The sequence below is a fragment of the Fictibacillus sp. KU28468 genome (assembly GCF_026153615.1).
Lineage (GTDB): Bacteria > Bacillota > Bacilli > Bacillales > Fictibacillaceae > Fictibacillus_C > Fictibacillus_C marinisediminis.
In genome coordinates this window covers 4093353-4108731 of sequence record NZ_CP110666.1, presented here as the reverse complement: position 1 = coordinate 4108731, position 15379 = coordinate 4093353, and the positions used below count along the sequence as shown (strand labels likewise).

17 protein-coding genes and 1 riboswitch are annotated in these 15379 nt (G+C 47.7%); of the genes, 15 read left to right on the top strand and 2 right to left on the bottom strand.

All coding sequences use genetic code 11. The features are described 5' to 3' along the window. Window positions 1-57 precede the first annotated feature (57 nt). A complete protein-coding gene (gerPC, locus tag OKX00_RS21735; RefSeq protein ID WP_265408829.1) occupies window positions 58-405 on the top strand; it encodes a spore germination protein GerPC in 348 nt (115 codons plus the stop codon). Between the two features lie 123 nt (window positions 406-528). Here gerPC and OKX00_RS21730 read toward each other — a convergent pair whose 3' ends face one another. Then, entirely contained in the window at window positions 529-1059 is a 531-nt protein-coding gene (locus OKX00_RS21730; protein WP_265408828.1) for a ferritin-like domain-containing protein, read from the bottom strand. A 181-nt stretch (window positions 1060-1240) separates the two neighbouring features. On the opposite strand from OKX00_RS21730, the gene OKX00_RS21725 reads away from it, so the two are divergent. The 14 genes from OKX00_RS21725 (at window position 1241) to purD (ending at window position 15277) form a co-directional block, all read left to right on the top strand. Further along, entirely contained in the window at window positions 1241-1768 is a 528-nt protein-coding gene (locus OKX00_RS21725) for a DUF2179 domain-containing protein (RefSeq protein ID WP_248251197.1), read from the top strand. Between the two features lie 2 nt (window positions 1769-1770). Then, window positions 1771-1971, top strand: coding sequence for an NETI motif-containing protein (locus OKX00_RS21720; protein ID WP_265408827.1), 201 nt, complete (start codon window positions 1771-1773; stop codon window positions 1969-1971). A 79-nt stretch (window positions 1972-2050) separates the two neighbouring features. Further along, window positions 2051-2152, top strand: a riboswitch (purine riboswitch). Window positions 2153-2291: 139 nt separating this feature from the next. After that, window positions 2292-2780: a 5-(carboxyamino)imidazole ribonucleotide mutase gene (gene purE, locus OKX00_RS21715; protein WP_265408826.1), complete on the top strand. Its 489-nt coding sequence runs from the start codon at window positions 2292-2294 to the stop codon at window positions 2778-2780. Beyond that, complete coding sequence (gene purK, locus OKX00_RS21710; protein WP_265408825.1) at window positions 2773-3927, top strand: 5-(carboxyamino)imidazole ribonucleotide synthase; 1155 nt, start codon at window positions 2773-2775, stop codon at window positions 3925-3927. Before purE ends, purK begins: the two co-directional genes overlap by 8 nt. Next, window positions 3924-5216 (top strand): adenylosuccinate lyase, encoded by a 1293-nt coding sequence (gene purB, locus OKX00_RS21705; RefSeq protein ID WP_062239220.1) that lies wholly within the window; start codon window positions 3924-3926, stop codon window positions 5214-5216. The genes purK and purB overlap by 4 nt, the downstream gene beginning before the upstream one ends. Before the next feature lie 131 nt (window positions 5217-5347). Next, window positions 5348-6067 (top strand): phosphoribosylaminoimidazolesuccinocarboxamide synthase, encoded by a 720-nt coding sequence (gene purC / locus OKX00_RS21700; protein ID WP_265408824.1) that lies wholly within the window; start codon window positions 5348-5350, stop codon window positions 6065-6067. Then, on the top strand, window positions 6060-6314 hold the full coding sequence (gene purS / locus OKX00_RS21695) for a phosphoribosylformylglycinamidine synthase subunit PurS (protein WP_265408823.1): 255 nt from the start codon (window positions 6060-6062) through the stop codon (window positions 6312-6314). Before purC ends, purS begins: the two co-directional genes overlap by 8 nt. Beyond that, window positions 6311-6994 carry a phosphoribosylformylglycinamidine synthase subunit PurQ gene (purQ, locus tag OKX00_RS21690; RefSeq protein WP_091008095.1) on the top strand — a complete coding sequence of 228 codons (684 nt, stop codon included), beginning with the start codon at window positions 6311-6313 and terminating at the stop codon, window positions 6992-6994. The genes purS and purQ overlap by 4 nt, the downstream gene beginning before the upstream one ends. Further along, window positions 6978-9209 (top strand): phosphoribosylformylglycinamidine synthase subunit PurL, encoded by a 2232-nt coding sequence (purL, locus tag OKX00_RS21685; protein ID WP_265408821.1) that lies wholly within the window; start codon window positions 6978-6980, stop codon window positions 9207-9209. The genes purQ and purL overlap by 17 nt, the downstream gene beginning before the upstream one ends. Further along, window positions 9185-10603, top strand: coding sequence for an amidophosphoribosyltransferase (gene purF / locus OKX00_RS21680; RefSeq protein ID WP_265408820.1), 1419 nt, complete (start codon window positions 9185-9187; stop codon window positions 10601-10603). The genes purL and purF overlap by 25 nt, the downstream gene beginning before the upstream one ends. Window positions 10604-10821: 218 nt before the next feature. Beyond that, the gene (purM, locus tag OKX00_RS21675; protein ID WP_265408819.1) at window positions 10822-11862 is read left to right on the top strand and encodes a phosphoribosylformylglycinamidine cyclo-ligase; all 1041 of its coding nucleotides are present in this window, start codon (window positions 10822-10824) and stop codon (window positions 11860-11862) included. Then, window positions 11859-12449: a phosphoribosylglycinamide formyltransferase gene (purN, locus tag OKX00_RS21670; RefSeq protein WP_265408818.1), complete on the top strand. Its 591-nt coding sequence runs from the start codon at window positions 11859-11861 to the stop codon at window positions 12447-12449. Before purM ends, purN begins: the two co-directional genes overlap by 4 nt. Further along, window positions 12446-13984 (top strand): bifunctional phosphoribosylaminoimidazolecarboxamide formyltransferase/IMP cyclohydrolase, encoded by a 1539-nt coding sequence (gene purH, locus OKX00_RS21665; protein WP_265408817.1) that lies wholly within the window; start codon window positions 12446-12448, stop codon window positions 13982-13984. Before purN ends, purH begins: the two co-directional genes overlap by 4 nt. A gap of 24 nt (window positions 13985-14008) precedes the next feature. After that, a complete protein-coding gene (gene purD, locus OKX00_RS21660; protein ID WP_265408816.1) occupies window positions 14009-15277 on the top strand; it encodes a phosphoribosylamine--glycine ligase in 1269 nt (422 codons plus the stop codon). Here purD and OKX00_RS23440 read toward each other — a convergent pair. Beyond that, window positions 15255-15356 carry an EYxxD motif small membrane protein gene (locus OKX00_RS23440; RefSeq protein WP_416054274.1) on the bottom strand — a complete coding sequence of 34 codons (102 nt, stop codon included), beginning with the start codon at window positions 15354-15356 and terminating at the stop codon, window positions 15255-15257. The two genes, purD and OKX00_RS23440, sit on opposite strands and share 23 nt — an antisense overlap. Between the last annotated feature and the right edge of the window lie 23 nt (window positions 15357-15379).

Sequence of the window (15379 nt, the reverse complement as noted above, 5' to 3'; positions counted from 1 at the left end):
ATATGCATCCACTGCCCAGCAGGTGAAACAGAGGACGGATGAAGGAGGTTCAATGAGATGGACCAAGACCTGTACCACATTTTACAGCAGCTTCAGCAGCAAATTATTGAACTGCAGCATGAAAATCAAACACTGAGAGAGGCTATGAATAATATAAAGCCGATCAATATAGAGAATATTAATTATAAGATTCAGGAGCTGCATGTCAAAGAGTTAAAAGGAACGCTGAATATCGGACTGACGGGTGAAGCGCATCTTGAGGATATGGAGACGATTATTGATGATATCGAGCAGGAGGCCGCCCATCAGCAGCATCAGCAATATTATCAGGACCAGCAGCCCCAACAACCCCAACAACCCCAACAACCACAGCATTATCAGCAGGATGGCCATGGCCATGATTAAGTATAAGAGCTTAAGGAGAACAAATCGCCTTAAGTTTTTTTATGTTCTCAGCAGCATAAAAAAGAGTGCTGATTCATTTCATCTCAACACTCATCGTTTTATTTCTATGGAATTTGCCCATCTTTATCTTGCGTTCAATAAGAAGCTGAAGCGTGTAGCGTGTTTGATCTCATCGGTATAAGGTCGGAAGAAGGTGTCTCTGATCGTTGGGTCCTGCGTGAAAAGATAAGCATTGCGGTATTTCTCATAATCGGATAGTTCGTCTTCATAGGCTTCAAACAGGCTCTGACGGAAGTTTGTAATCTTCACCGGACGAATCTTGTAGTTAGGCTGTTTGCCTGTTAAAGAAGTATAAAGTCGGGTAAATAACTGGAGATGCGTTTTTTCATCCTTGGCAGCGTTGAGCAGCACATTTTTGCTGTACTCGTTGGGAGCTTCATTCGCAAGCCGGGTGTAGAAGTCGATTGCGGTTGCTTCGCCAATGATGCTGGACATGAGAATATTCAGAAGCTGCTGATAGGTTTGCTGCTGCTGGCTTTGCTGTGTCTGTTGTGCTTGTTGTGCCTGCTGCTGTCTTTCAACATAAGGATCATAGGGATTATAGGGATCATAATAATAATGGGTTTCTTCAAATGGTGCCTGATATGGATACATAACATCAAATCCTTTCCCAAAAAGCTTTTATAGCGTATGAGAGTTCCTGAAAAATGTGCCTATCCAAAAGAGCAGACGGCTATAGAAATAACTGGATAAATATTCATTTTCCATCCAGTCAAAAAAGTGATATCTTACTTTTATGACATCATTTTGGACAAGCAGAGGGAGTGTATAGACGATGCTGGAAAACGGTTTGGCGATGATTGGAACCATTCTACTCATCAACGTGGTGTATGTTTCGTTCTTTACGATAAGAATGATATTAACGTTAAAAAATCAGCGGTACCTTGCCGCATTAATCAGCGTATTTGAGGTTATTATTTATGTGATCGGGCTTGGGCTCGTATTGGATAACCTGGATAAGATTCAAAATTTGATCGCGTATGCACTTGGTTACGGCCTCGGTGTTCTGGTGGGTATGAAGATTGAAGAAAAGCTGGCTCTTGGGTATATTACAGTTAATGTGATTACGACGGAAACGGAAGCAGGTCTGCCGAACGCGATTCGCTCGAAAGGGTTTGGCGTAACGGATTGGATGGCTTCTGGCCGGGAAGGGCAGCGGCTGATGATGGAGATCCTGACATCGCGCAAATCGGAATCCAATTTATATGAAGCAGTAAGATCACTTGATCCAAAGGCTTTCATCATCTCTCATGAACCGAAAGCCTTTCATGGCGGATTTTGGGTGAAAAGCATTCGGAGGTAGCAATGGATAAAAAGCCAAACAAGAAAAAATTTGAGGTTCAGCCCGGTGAGACGATCTCTGATTGTTTAGACCGAATGGCGGAGGAAGGCTATTCGCCTGTACGCCGGATGGAGGAGCCTGTTTTTAAAGAAGTAAAGAAAAATGGAAAAATCGTGCAGGAGTATCACGAACAACGCATCGTTTTCGAAGGGAAATTACAGTAAAAACCGAACATTAAATTGTCAGAATTTATTATTGTTCGATTTTTGGTTGACACACCTAATTGCCCTTCGTTACAATAAGGGTGACAAAAACATAGTACCTCATATAATCACGGGATTATGGCCCGTAAGTCTCTACCTGATGACCGTTATTCATCAGACTATGAGGGGAAGCACCACTGCTGTTTTCGGCATATCCGCAGGTGAAGTATGTCCAGCGTAGTCGCTTTCTCTCATACAACAGAGAAAGTGAGTACACTGGGCTTTTTTATTGCAGAAAAATCATTTCACATAGCGTTTAGCCACAATGCGGGGAGGAAACGATGCAAAAACAAGTTGGCGTTATTATGGGAAGTACTTCAGACTGGGAAACAATGAAACATGCATGCGAGGTGCTGGACGAACTGGACGTACCTTACGAGAAACGTGTAGTTTCCGCACACCGGACACCTGATTTAATGTTTCAATATGCAGAGAAAGCGCGCAATCGGGGTATAGGAGTAATAATTGCCGGTGCGGGCGGCGCTGCCCATCTGCCGGGAATGGTAGCCGCGAAAACCTTGCTTCCGGTCATCGGTGTGCCGGTACAATCCAAAGCGCTGAACGGTCTTGATTCTCTTCTTTCCATCGTTCAGATGCCGGGTGGAGTACCTGTTGCGACAGTGGCTATCGGCAAAGCGGGTGCGACCAATGCGGGGCTGCTGGCAGCTCAGATCTTGGCGGTGACAGACGAAGGTTTAAACGCTCGTTTAACAGCAAGGCGCGAACGGATTCAGGAAACCGTATTAGAAAGCAGTGATTCTCTTGGCTAAAACGATCTTACCTGGAAGTACAATCGGTATTTTAGGCGGAGGACAGCTTGGACGGATGATGGCGATCAGTGCCCGCGAGATGGGCTATGGTGTCGTCGTTCTCGATCCAGGAGCCAATTCTCCATGCGAACAAGTCAGTGACGAACAGATCACGGCTTCCTATGATGATGAAGCTGGAATCGCTGAGCTTGCGCAAAAGAGTGATGTCATTACGTACGAGTTTGAAAATGTCGACAGTGAGCGGGCACAGTGGCTCGAGAAGCATGCTTACATGCCACAGGGCAGCCAGCTTCTCTACTTGACGCAGCATCGGCTCAGAGAAAAGGAAGCGATCGAAAAAGCGGGAGTGGAGGTGGCCCCCTACCTTCCTGTCAGCAACGGTGATGATTTGCGAAAAGCTTGCGCCCAGCTCGGTCTTCCGGCAGTTTTGAAAACATGCCAAGGAGGCTATGATGGGAAGGGGCAGGCGGTGATCCGCAGTGAAGCTGACTTTGAACAAGCGGTGAAACTGACAACAGGGAACCGAGAATGCGTGCTCGAGAGCTGGGTTTCTTTTGAAAAGGAGTTATCCGTGATCGTAACGAGAGGCACGAACGGTGATATAACAACCTTTCCTGTTGCTGAAAACATTCACGTGGAAAACATTCTTCACCAATCGATCGTTCCGGCAAGAATTAGTGAAGGCACAGCAGAGAACGCCTACGAAATTGCAAAAAAGATCGCGATGGAGCTGAATCTGTATGGAACCCTTGCGGTAGAAATGTTCCTCGGAAGAGATGGTAAGATCTACGTGAACGAGCTTGCGCCAAGGCCGCACAACTCTGGGCACTATACGATTGAAGCGTGTGAGACGTCACAGTTTCAGCAGCATGTTCGTGCGGTTTGCGGACTGCCGCTTGGAAAGACGGACCTGGTCAGCCCGGTAGTGATGATCAACGTCCTCGGAGAGCATGTAGCGCCATTGCTTGCCAATCTTGAATTGTTGAAAGACGCCAAGCTTCACATGTATGGAAAAGACGAAGCAAAAGTAAAACGCAAAATGGGCCACATCACGGTTTTAGGAAACACCGTGAGTGAAGCCCTGAATAAAGCAGAGTTTATAATAGCAGCAGTACTTAAGATCGAGAAGCTGGAGGTAACGACATGATTGAACGTTATACACGCCCAGAAATGGGAGCGATTTGGACAGATGAGAACCGCTTTAATGCTTGGCTTGAAGTGGAGATTTTAGCTTGTGAAGCTTGGGCTGAGCTTGGTGAGATCCCGAAAGAGGACGTGAAGAAGCTCCGCGAAAATGCTTCTTTCGATATCAACCGCATCCTAGAGATCGAGCAGGAGACAAGACACGATGTAGTAGCATTCACACGTGCCGTTTCAGAAACATTGGGAGAAGAGCGAAAATGGGTGCATTACGGGCTAACATCTACAGACGTGGTCGATACGGCGCTATCGTACCTCTTGCTGCAAGCGAATGACATCTTAGTCAAAGACATCGAGAACTTCATCGAGATCATCGGCAACAAAGCGAAAGAACATAAGTACACCGTTATGATGGGACGTACGCACGGAGTACACGCAGAGCCTACAACGTTTGGCCTCAAGCTTGCTCTTTGGCACGAAGAAATGAAGCGCAACTTGGAGCGTTTCAAACAAGCAGCAGATTCTGTTCGCGTCGGTAAGCTAAGCGGAGCGGTTGGAACGTATGCCAACATCAATCCATTTGTTGAGAAGTTTGTTTGTGAGAACCTGGGGCTTGAAACTTCACCGATTTCTACACAAACCCTTCAGCGTGACCGCCATGCGCACTACTTATCAGCACTAGCATTGATCGCAACAAGCATTGAAAAATTCGCAGTTGAAATTCGCGGATTGCAAAAGAGTGAAACGCGTGAAGTGGAAGAGTTCTTTGCGAAAGGGCAAAAAGGATCTTCTGCGATGCCTCACAAACGCAACCCGATTGGATCTGAGAACATGACAGGATTGGCGCGCGTGGTACGCGGCTACATGATGACTGCGTATGAGAACGTTCCATTATGGCATGAACGCGATATCTCCCACTCATCTGCAGAGCGCATCATTCTTCCAGATGCAACGATCGCGTTGAACTACATGCTGAACCGCTTTGGCAATATCGTGAAGAACTTAACGGTATTCCCGGAAAACATGAAACGCAACATGACAAGAACGTACGGATTGATCTACTCTCAGCGTGTTCTTCTCAAATTGATCGATAAAGGCATGAGCCGTGAAGCTGCTTATGACATCGTTCAGCCAAAAGCCATGCAGGCGTGGGAAGAAGGCATTCAGTTCAAGCAGCTTGTTCAGGAAGAGCCGCGCATTACAGAAAAACTAACTCCTGAAGACATCGAGGATTGCTTCGACTATTCTTACCATCTTCAGCATGTAGATACGATTTTTGAAAGACTCGGTCTTTAAATAACACTGATGAGGATTTGAGACGGAAACATATCACTATTCCGTCTCACAAGCCTCACTACTTTCAAAATTGCCAGTATTTCGTGATTTTTGCAATATCATTCGGAAGCTTATGACAGGGGGACTTTGTAATGGAAAAGCAAACCTTGCTTTATGAAGGAAAGGCGAAGAAGATTTACAGCACAGAAGATCAGCACACCGTTTGGGTGGAGTACAAGGATTCAGCAACGGCGTTTAATGGTGAGAAAAAAGCGACCATCGACGGGAAAGGCCGTTTGAATAACGAAATTACAAGTTTGATGTTTTCGCTGCTTCAGGAAAACAATATTCCAACCCACTTTATCTCCAAGCAATCTCCAACAGAACAGCTCGTTCAGCACGTCACCATCATTCCTTTGGAAGTCGTGGTCCGCAACGTGGTGGCCGGTACACTGGCGAAACGCACAGGGCTGCCGGAAGGACATGTTCTTCATAAGCCGATCGTCGAATTCTATTACAAAAATGACGAACTTGGCGATCCTCTTTTTAACACAGATCATATCGAAGCTCTTGAACTGGCTGTTCCAAAGCAGCTGGAAGACATGAGAGAGCTTGCGCTCCAGGTCAATACAATACTCACAGCATTTTTTACAGAGAAAAAGGTTAGATTAATCGACTTTAAGCTGGAATTCGGGAACAACGCCAAAGGCGAATTGCTTGTGGCGGATGAGATCTCACCGGACACGTGCCGCCTTTGGGACAGCGAAACGAACGAAAAGCTGGATAAAGATGTCTTTCGCCGTGATCTTGGCAGTTTAACAGAAGCCTATGGAAAAATTTTAGAGCGCTTAGGGGGAAATTTGCATGTATAAAGTAAAAGTATTCGTCACGTTGAAGGAAAGCGTATTGGATCCTCAAGGAACAGCTGTAAAAGGCTCGCTTCACCGCATGGAGTACAACGAAGTTCAAGATGTACGCATCGGGAAGTACCTGGAGCTTACGATTGAAGAAGGCGTTGAGAACCTGGACAAGCGCGTTGCGGAAATGTGTCAAAAATTGCTCTCCAACCCGGTCATTGAAGATTATCGCTATGAGGTGGAGGAGGTCGTCGCACAGTGAGATTTGCGGTTATCGTTTTTCCAGGATCCAACTGTGACATTGACATGTTTCATGCAGTAAAAGACGAGCTTGGTGCTGAAGCAGAGTATGTCTGGCATGATGAAAGCAATCTGGATCGCTTTGACGGAATCCTGCTTCCAGGCGGATTCTCATACGGAGACTACTTGCGCACAGGTGCCATCGCCCAGTTTTCCAACGTGATGGATGAAGTGAAAAAAGCCGCTCAAGCCGGAAAGCCTGTTCTTGGCGTATGCAACGGGTTTCAGATTCTCCTTGAAACAGGCCTTCTGCCTGGAGCAATGCGGCGCAACGAATCATTAAAATTCATCTGTAAACCGGAAACACTTCAAGTTGTGAACGCAGAGACCATGTTCAGCTCTTCCTATGAGCAAGGGGAAGAAATTACGATTCCGATCGCACATGGCGAAGGAAACTACTATTGTGACGAAGAGACGCTAAAGCAGCTGGAAGAAGAGAACCGAATCGTCTTCCGCTATAAAAATAACCCGAACGGATCGATTTCTGATATTGCAGGGATCATGAATGAAAGAGGAAATGTATTGGGAATGATGCCTCATCCGGAGCGTGCGGTCAGCAGTCTATTGGGCAGTGCCGACGGTCTGAAATTGTTTCAATCAATCGTAAAAAGCTGGAGGGAAAACCATGTCTTATCTTCATGAACCTACTGCAGAACAAATTCAGGAGCAAAAATTATACCGTGATATGGGCTTGAACGATGATGAGTTTTCACTTGTGCAATCAATCATCGGCCGTCTTCCAAACTGGACGGAAACCGGATTGTTCTCGGTCATGTGGAGTGAGCATTGTTCGTATAAAAACTCCAAGCCTGTACTCCGCAAGTTCCCGGTAGAGGGAGAACGCGTTCTTCAAGGACCAGGAGAAGGAGCCGGGGTTGTAGACATCGGTGACGGCCAGGCGGTTGTTTTTAAAATCGAAAGCCACAACCATCCTTCTGCCATTGAACCGTACCAAGGTGCAGCAACCGGGGTTGGCGGCATCATTCGCGACATCTTTTCCATGGGCGCACGTCCTGTCGCACTATTAAACTCACTTCGTTTCGGGGAGTTAACCTCTTCCCGCGTAAAATATTTATTTGAAGAAGTTGTAGCGGGTATCGCAGGCTATGGCAACTGTATTGGTATCCCAACAGTTGGGGGAGAAGTACAGTTCGACGCTTCTTATGACGGCAATCCGCTCGTGAATGCGATGTGTGTCGGCTTGATCGACCACAAAGACATCCAAAAGGGACTGGCAAAAGGCGCCGGCAACTCTGTGATGTATGTTGGAGCAAGAACCGGACGCGACGGGATTCATGGCGCAACGTTCGCTTCAGAAGAATTGACGGAGGCATCCGAAGAGAAGCGCCCGGCGGTTCAGGTCGGCGATCCCTTCATGGAAAAACTTTTGCTTGAAGCGTGCCTTGAGCTCATCCAAAATTGCGATGCACTTGTGGGTATTCAGGATATGGGTGCAGCAGGTTTAACAAGTTCCTCTGCCGAAATGGCAAGCAAAGCGGGTATGGGTATAGAGATGAACCTGGATCTTGTCCCTCAGCGTGAGCTTCACATGACTCCATACGAAATGATGCTTTCTGAATCTCAGGAACGCATGCTCATCGTCATGGAAAAAGGAAGAGAGCAGGAAGCGGTTGAGATCTTTGAAAAATGGGGCCTAGAGGCAGTTGTCGTAGGAAAAGTAATTGAAGAAAAGCAGCTTCGCCTTGTTCATCACGGAGAAGTGGTTGCTGATGTTCCGGTCGATGCTCTGGCAGAAGAAGCACCGGTGTACAACAAGCCGTCAAAAGAACCAGCTTATTTTTCACAGTTCCAGAACGAAGAAGTTTTCGTTCCGAACGTAGAAAACAAGAAGGATACACTGCTGCAGCTTCTTTCTCAGCCGACGATTGCGAGCAAATCATGGGTGTTTGACCAGTACGATTACATGGTCCGCACAAACACGGTCGTTCCTCCGGGATCAGACGCGGCTGTCATCCGTATCCGTGAAACTGATAAAGCACTTGCGATGACAACAGACTGCAACTCGCGCTACATCTATCTTGATCCTGAAACGGGCGGAAAGATCGCAGTCGCCGAAGCGGCAAGAAACCTCGTTTGTTCTGGAGCAGAGCCGCTTGCGGTCACAGACTGCCTGAACTACGGAAACCCTGAAAAGCCGGAAATCTTCTGGCAGCTTGAAAAATCCGCGGACGGAATGAGCGAAGCGTGCCGAACGCTGAGCACACCGGTCATTGGTGGAAACGTATCACTCTATAACGAAACAAACGGTGTGGCGGTTTATCCGACGCCGGTTATCGGCATGATCGGTCTTGTCCATCACCTTGACCATATTACGACTCAATATTTTAAAACACCTGGTGATCTCATCTATGTGATCGGTGAGACCCATCAGGAATTCGGCGGAAGTGAACTGCAAAAAATGCAGCTTGGCAAGATCTCCGGTAAATCACCGGAGCTCCATCTTGAAACCGAAGCGAAGCGCCAAAAACAATTGCTTGAAACCATCCAAAACGGACTGGTTGCATCTGCACATGATGTGGCAGAAGGCGGTCTGTCAGTAGCATTAGCTGAGAGCATGATGAACGGCGGACTCGGTGCTTCCGTTGAACTGGGCGGAGATATCGTTTCCGCGCTATACAGTGAAACACAGTCACGTTTTCTCGTTTCGGTAAAACCGGAGAACGCAAAAGCGTTTGAAGCCATGGTACAAGACGCGAAACAAATCGGTTTTGTGACCGACACACCTGTTCTTCGCATCGACCATGAAACAGCAGGAGAAGTACTTGCAGCGACTCATGAAGAACTTCATTCTGCCTGGAAAGGAGCAATACCATGCTTGCTGACATCAAAGGCTTAAACGAAGAATGCGGGGTATTTGGAATCTGGGGCCACCAGGATGCGGCCCAGTTAACATATTATGGCCTTCACAGTCTTCAGCATAGAGGACAGGAAGGTGCAGGCATTGTGGTTACAGACGGTGCCAAGCTGAAAATGCACAAAGGACACGGTCTTGTGAACGAGGTATTCAGCCGTGGAGAATTGGAAGGATTAACAGGACATGCGGCCATCGGCCATGTCCGTTACTCCACAGCAGGCGGGAACGAATATGCAAATGTTCAGCCCCTGCTTTTCCGTTCACAGACGTCAAGTCTTGCCCTTGCGCATAACGGAAATCTCGTAAATGCCAACGCGCTTAAGCATCAGCTTGAAGCGCAGGGAAGTATTTTCCAAACGACTTCTGACACGGAAGTACTCGCTCATTTAATTAAACGAAGCGGCTATATCGGATTAAAAGATCAAGTAAAAAATGCGTTAACCATGCTTAAGGGAGCGTACGCTTTTGTCATCATGACCGAGGACAAACTGATGGTGGCGCTTGACCCGCACGGCCTTCGTCCACTATCTATCGGAATTCTTGGAGATGCGTATGTTGTCGCGTCCGAAACATGTGCATTTGATGTAGTCGGAGCCGAGTATTTACGCGATGTGAAACCTGGTGAACTATTAATTATTGATAATGACGGCATGACAGCGGACACGTTCTCTTCACCGATGAACCGCTCCATCTGTTCCATGGAATATATTTATTTTTCAAGACCTGACAGCAACATCGATCAGATTAACATCCACAGCGCACGAAAAAATCTTGGTAAAGAGCTTTATAAGGAGTTTCCGGTAGAGGCTGATGTCGTAACAGGGGTTCCTGATTCCAGTATTTCAGCAGCGATCGGATATGCGGAAGAGTCTGGCATACCGTATGAACTCGGTTTGATCAAAAATCGTTATGTCGGCCGTACATTCATCCAGCCTTCTCAGGAATTGCGTGAATTAGGGGTGAAAATGAAGCTTTCTCCGGTCCGGGGGATTGTAGAAGGCAAACGTGTTGTCATGGTGGATGACTCGATCGTTCGCGGAACAACAAGCCGGCGGATCGTTAAAATGCTGCGCGCGGCAGGAGCGACCGAAGTGCACGTAAGAATTACGGCACCGCCAATCGCCCACCCGTGCTACTACGGAATCGATACGTCCGAAAAAGCGGAATTGATCGCTTCCAATCATACGGTGGAGGAGATCAGAGACATTATCGGTGCGGATTCATTAGCCTTTTTATCACCAGAAGGGCTGTTAAAAGGAATCGGCCGTCCGGACAGCGATCCAAACAACGGACAGTGCCTCGCGTGCTTTACAGGAAAGTATCCGACGGAAATCTACCCGGATACGGTGCTGCCGTATGAAAAAGAAATGGTGTAATGGTTTAAAAAAGTTCTTTTCTAAAAGATTGTTGCTCTGATTGGAGTGCAAGGTGCGAGACTCCAGCGGGACGAGCGTGACAGATGAGACCCAAAGGCGCTTGCGCCGTGGGGCTCAGCGCACGCCCCGCGGAAAGCGAGCAGCCTGAAACGGAAATCAACCGCTCCCAAGAGCATCAATGGTTACGAAAACAGCTTTTAAAAAAGGGAGGAAATACAATGGCAGAGGCATACAGACAGGCCGGAGTAGATATTGAAGCGGGCTATGAAGCGGTAGACAGAATTAAGAAACACGCATTGCGTACACGCCGTCCGGAAGTCATGGCTGGCCTTGGCGGATTCGGGGCAATGTTCGATCTGTCGAATCTGTCTTATAAAGAGCCTGTTCTTATTTCAGGAACAGACGGAGTGGGAACGAAGCTTATGGTGGCGATCATGATGGACAAACATGATACCATTGGAGTTGACGCTGTCGCGATGTGTGTGAACGATATCGTGGCTCAAGGAGCCGAGCCGCTGTACTTCCTGGATTACATTGCATGCGGCAGACTGGAGCCTGCTAAAGTCGAAGACATCGTAAAAGGGATCGCTGACGGCTGCGAACAAGCCGGCTGTGCCCTTATCGGGGGAGAAACAGCAGAAATGCCAGGCATGTACAGCAACGGAGATTATGACCTCGCCGGTTTTTCAGTCGGCGGTGCTGAAAAGTCCAAGCTGATCCATCCCGATCTTGTAAAAGAAGGCGATGTACTAATCGGACTTTCTTCCAACGGCATTCACAGCAATGGCTATTCTTTGGTCCGCAAAGTGCTGCTTGAAACAGGCCAGCTTGATCTGAATGGAGAGTTTGGAAGTGAAGGCCGGACTCTTGGCGAAGAGCTGCTCGTGCCGACCCGAATCTATGTGAAACCACTGCTTAACGTTTATAAAAACTATAATGTTCACGGAGCGGCGCATATTACCGGCGGAGGTTTCAATGAAAACATTCCCCGTATGCTGCCTGAAGGACTTGCGGCAGAAGTTGATTATGGTTCATGGCCGATTCCAGAGATTTTTGATGTCATAGAAGAGACCGGAAACATCGGCAGAAAAGAGATGTTCACGACGTTCAACATGGGAATCGGAATGGTTCTTGCTGTGGATTATGACGAAGCGTTCGATATTATCCAATCCCTTGAACAGGATGGAGAGAAAGCATTTGTGATCGGCCGTGTGAAAAAAGGCGAGGGCGTTGTGTTCGGCGGCGGTGAACTAAAATGAAAAAGATCGCAGTATTTGCATCAGGGAGCGGCTCAAACTTTCAAGCGATTAACGATGCAATAAACGAAAAGAGCCTCGACGCCGAAATTTCACTGCTTGTCTGTGACAAGCCAGGGGCTTATGTCATCGAGCGGGCAGAAGAAGCGGGAGTGGAGTACTTTACGTTTTTTCCGAAGCAGTACGAAACAAAAGTGGAATTTGAAACGGAGATTTTAAAGCAGCTGAAGGCGAGAGACATTGAGTTCATCGTTCTGGCTGGATACATGCGGCTGATCGGCTGCACGCTGCTGGCGGAGTATGACGGCCGGATCGTTAATATCCACCCGTCCCTGCTTCCGGCTTTTCCCGGCAAGGATGCGATCGGCCAAGCGTTAGAAGCACAAGCGGGAGTATCAGGGGTTACTGTACATTACGTGGACAGCGGGATGGATACAGGGCCGATTATCGCCCAAAAAGCAGTAATGATCAAAAAAGAAGATACGAGGGAAACCTTGCAGCAGCGGATTCAGAAGGTTGAGCATGAGTTGTATCCTCGTGTTTTACAGGATCTATTCAATCAAGAAAAAGTGGGAGGAGTTCAATCTTGACCATTAAACGAGCATTAGTATCAGTATCGAATAAAGCAGGACTTGTTCCTTTTGTAAAAGCGCTGGCCGATAAAGGCGTGGAAATCATCTCAACTGGCGGAACGAGCAAAGCATTGCAGGAAGCCGGAGTGAACGTGACCGGCATTTCAGAAGTGACCGGTTTTCCTGAAATCATGGACGGACGCGTTAAAACCTTGCACCCGATGATTCACGGAGGCCTTCTGGCAGTAAGGGAGAACGAAAGCCATGTTCGCCAGATGGAGGAAAACGGCATTTCTCCTATCGATCTTGTTGTCGTTAACCTTTATCCGTTCAAAGAAACCATCTCAAAAGAGGATGTGGCTTTTGCAGATGCAATCGAAAACATCGATATCGGCGGGCCGAGCATGCTACGTTCCGCAGCGAAAAATCATGCGTATGTCACGGTTGTCGTCGACCCATCCGATTACAGCAAGGTGCTTGAAGAAGTAGAGAAAAACAATGAAGTCTCTGTAGAAACCCGCCGTAAGCTGGCGGCGAAAACATTCCGCCATACAGCGGCATATGATGCGCTGATCGCTGAATACTTAACAAACATGGTAGAAGAAGAAAACCCTGAATCTTATACAGTTACGTATGAAAAGAAACAGGATCTTCGCTATGGGGAAAATCCCCACCAAAAAGCGGCTTTCTATAAAGCACCGCTAGGAACAAAAACATCCATCGCTCAAGCTGAACAGCTTCACGGCAAAGAGCTTTCTTACAATAACATTAACGATGCGGATGCGGCTCTTCAGATCGTCCGCGAGTTCCAAGATCCGGCTGTTGTTGCGGTCAAGCACATGAATCCATGCGGTGTTGGAACAGGAAATAGTGTGGAAGATGCTTTCGCGAAAGCATTCGCAGCAGATCCGATCTCCATTTTCGGAGGCATTATCGCATCTAATGTGGAGATTAGCGAAGCGGCTGCACAAAAGATGAGCGAGATCTTCCTGGAGATCATTATTGCACCATCATTTAGTCCGGAAGCGAAAGAGATTTTAACGAAAAAGAAAAATATCCGATTGCTTACACTTGAGCTCGGTGAAGATAAAAAGCAAGAGAAAAGATCAACAACCGTTCGCGGCGGTCTTCTTATTCAGGACGAAGATGCGTACGGTTTGGAGCAAGCCAATATCTCGATTCCGACGAAACGCGAACCCAACGAAAAAGAGTGGGAGGATTTGAAGCTTGCGTGGAAAGTCGTCAAGCATGTGAAATCCAATGCGATCGTTTTAGCGAAAGATCAGATGACGATTGGGGTAGGAGCAGGGCAGATGAACCGTGTTGGTGCTGCTAAAATTGCGATCGAGCAAGCGGGAGAAAAAGCGGAAGGAAGCGCCCTTGGTTCTGATGCGTTTTTCCCGATGGACGATACCGTAGAAGCGGCAGCGAAAGCCGGTGTTACGGCGATCATCCAGCCAGGCGGATCGGTAAAAGACGAAGATTCCATCAAGAAAGCGGACGAATACGGCATCGCGATGGTCTTTACCGGCGTACGCCATTTTAAACATTAAACCTGTGAATAAGGAGGATTCAGCATGAATGTTCTGGTGATAGGAAAAGGCGGCCGCGAGCATGCCATCGTGTGGCGGTTTGCGAACAGCCCGAGTGTAACGAAAGTGTTTGCCGCGCCTGGTAATCCTGGCATGGCTGAAATGGCAGAGTGTGTCAACATCGAGGAAACCGACCACGAGGGGCTAATCGCGTTCGCAAAAGAAAATCAAATCGCTCTTACCTTTGTCGGAGCTGAAGTCCCCTTGTTAAACGGGATTGTGAATGATTTTAAAAATGAAGGCCTCACCATATTCGGACCGTCTAAGGAAGCAGCATTGATTGAGGGAAGCAAATCGTTTGCGAAAGACCTGATGGACAAGCATGGCATACCTACAGCGGCGTCTAAAACCTTTACTTCTTTCCGTGAAGCAAAGGACTATCTTCATGAGCAGGGAGCTCCGATCGTTTTGAAGGCAGATGGGCTGGCAGCAGGAAAAGGTGTCATCGTCGCCATGACGCTTGAAGAAGCGGAACAGGGCCTTGATGACATGCTGAACAACGCGCGGTTTGGAGAAGCAAGTGCTTCGGTTGTGATGGAAGAGTACCTGGAAGGCGAAGAGTTTTCATTCATGGCTTTTGTTAATGAAGAAAAGGTCTACCCGATGGTCATCGCACAGGATCATAAACGTGCCTACACCGGGGATAAAGGGCCGAATACAGGAGGAATGGGTGCATACTCACCTGTTCCGCAGATTCCGCAGCCTGTCGTGGATGAGGCACTGGAAACAGTCCTGAATCCAGCGGCGCAGTCGATGATGAAGGAAGGCAGACCGTTTACGGGAATTCTGTATGCCGGCCTCATGCTGACCGCTCAAGGCCCAAAGGTTATCGAGTTCAACGCACGTTTCGGTGACCCGGAAACACAGGTTGTCCTGCCAAGGCTTCAAGGTGATTTTGCGGAAATCCTGCTGGCTATTTTAGATAAGAAAGAGATTGAACTGTCTTGGTCAGACGAGGCTGTACTTGGTGTGGTTCTTGCTTCCGGCGGTTATCCAGAAGCATATAAAAAGGGAATCAAGATCACAGGACTGAACAAGCTGAATGAAGATACACTGCTTTTCCACGCTGGAACAAAGCAAGCAGAAGAGGGGCTTGTTACGGACGGCGGGCGAATTCTTCTGGCTGCGGTTAAAGGGGCAGACCTCTCTAAAGCGCAGGAAGCGGTGTATGAGGAGATGGCAAAGATACAGTGTGACGCGTCATTTTACCGTACGGACATTGGGTCAAAGGCTATTTCACGCGCCGCTTTTTAACGAAAGCGAACAAAATCGCAATAATGCCGCCGATGAGCATCGCATAGATAAAAATGGTATCCATTAAATATTCTTTCATTGCTATAAGCCTCCTTATAGAAA

Coding starts and splice junctions, on each gene's coding strand:
- gerPC (WP_265408829.1), top strand. CDS start 58: ATGGACCAAGACCTGTACCACATTTTACAGCAGCTTCAGCAGCAAATT.
- OKX00_RS21730 (WP_265408828.1), bottom strand. CDS start 1,059: ATGTATCCATATCAGGCACCATTTGAAGAAACCCATTATTATTATGAT.
- OKX00_RS21725 (WP_248251197.1), top strand. CDS start 1,241: ATGCTGGAAAACGGTTTGGCGATGATTGGAACCATTCTACTCATCAAC.
- OKX00_RS21720 (WP_265408827.1), top strand. CDS start 1,771: ATGGATAAAAAGCCAAACAAGAAAAAATTTGAGGTTCAGCCCGGTGAG.
- purE (WP_265408826.1), top strand. CDS start 2,292: ATGCAAAAACAAGTTGGCGTTATTATGGGAAGTACTTCAGACTGGGAA.
- purB (WP_062239220.1), top strand. CDS start 3,924: ATGATTGAACGTTATACACGCCCAGAAATGGGAGCGATTTGGACAGAT.
- purC (WP_265408824.1), top strand. CDS start 5,348: ATGGAAAAGCAAACCTTGCTTTATGAAGGAAAGGCGAAGAAGATTTAC.
- purS (WP_265408823.1), top strand. CDS start 6,060: ATGTATAAAGTAAAAGTATTCGTCACGTTGAAGGAAAGCGTATTGGAT.
- purL (WP_265408821.1), top strand. CDS start 6,978: ATGTCTTATCTTCATGAACCTACTGCAGAACAAATTCAGGAGCAAAAA.
- purF (WP_265408820.1), top strand. CDS start 9,185: ATGCTTGCTGACATCAAAGGCTTAAACGAAGAATGCGGGGTATTTGGA.
- purM (WP_265408819.1), top strand. CDS start 10,822: ATGGCAGAGGCATACAGACAGGCCGGAGTAGATATTGAAGCGGGCTAT.
- purN (WP_265408818.1), top strand. CDS start 11,859: ATGAAAAAGATCGCAGTATTTGCATCAGGGAGCGGCTCAAACTTTCAA.
- purD (WP_265408816.1), top strand. CDS start 14,009: ATGAATGTTCTGGTGATAGGAAAAGGCGGCCGCGAGCATGCCATCGTG.
- OKX00_RS23440 (WP_416054274.1), bottom strand. CDS start 15,356: ATGAAAGAATATTTAATGGATACCATTTTTATCTATGCGATGCTCATC.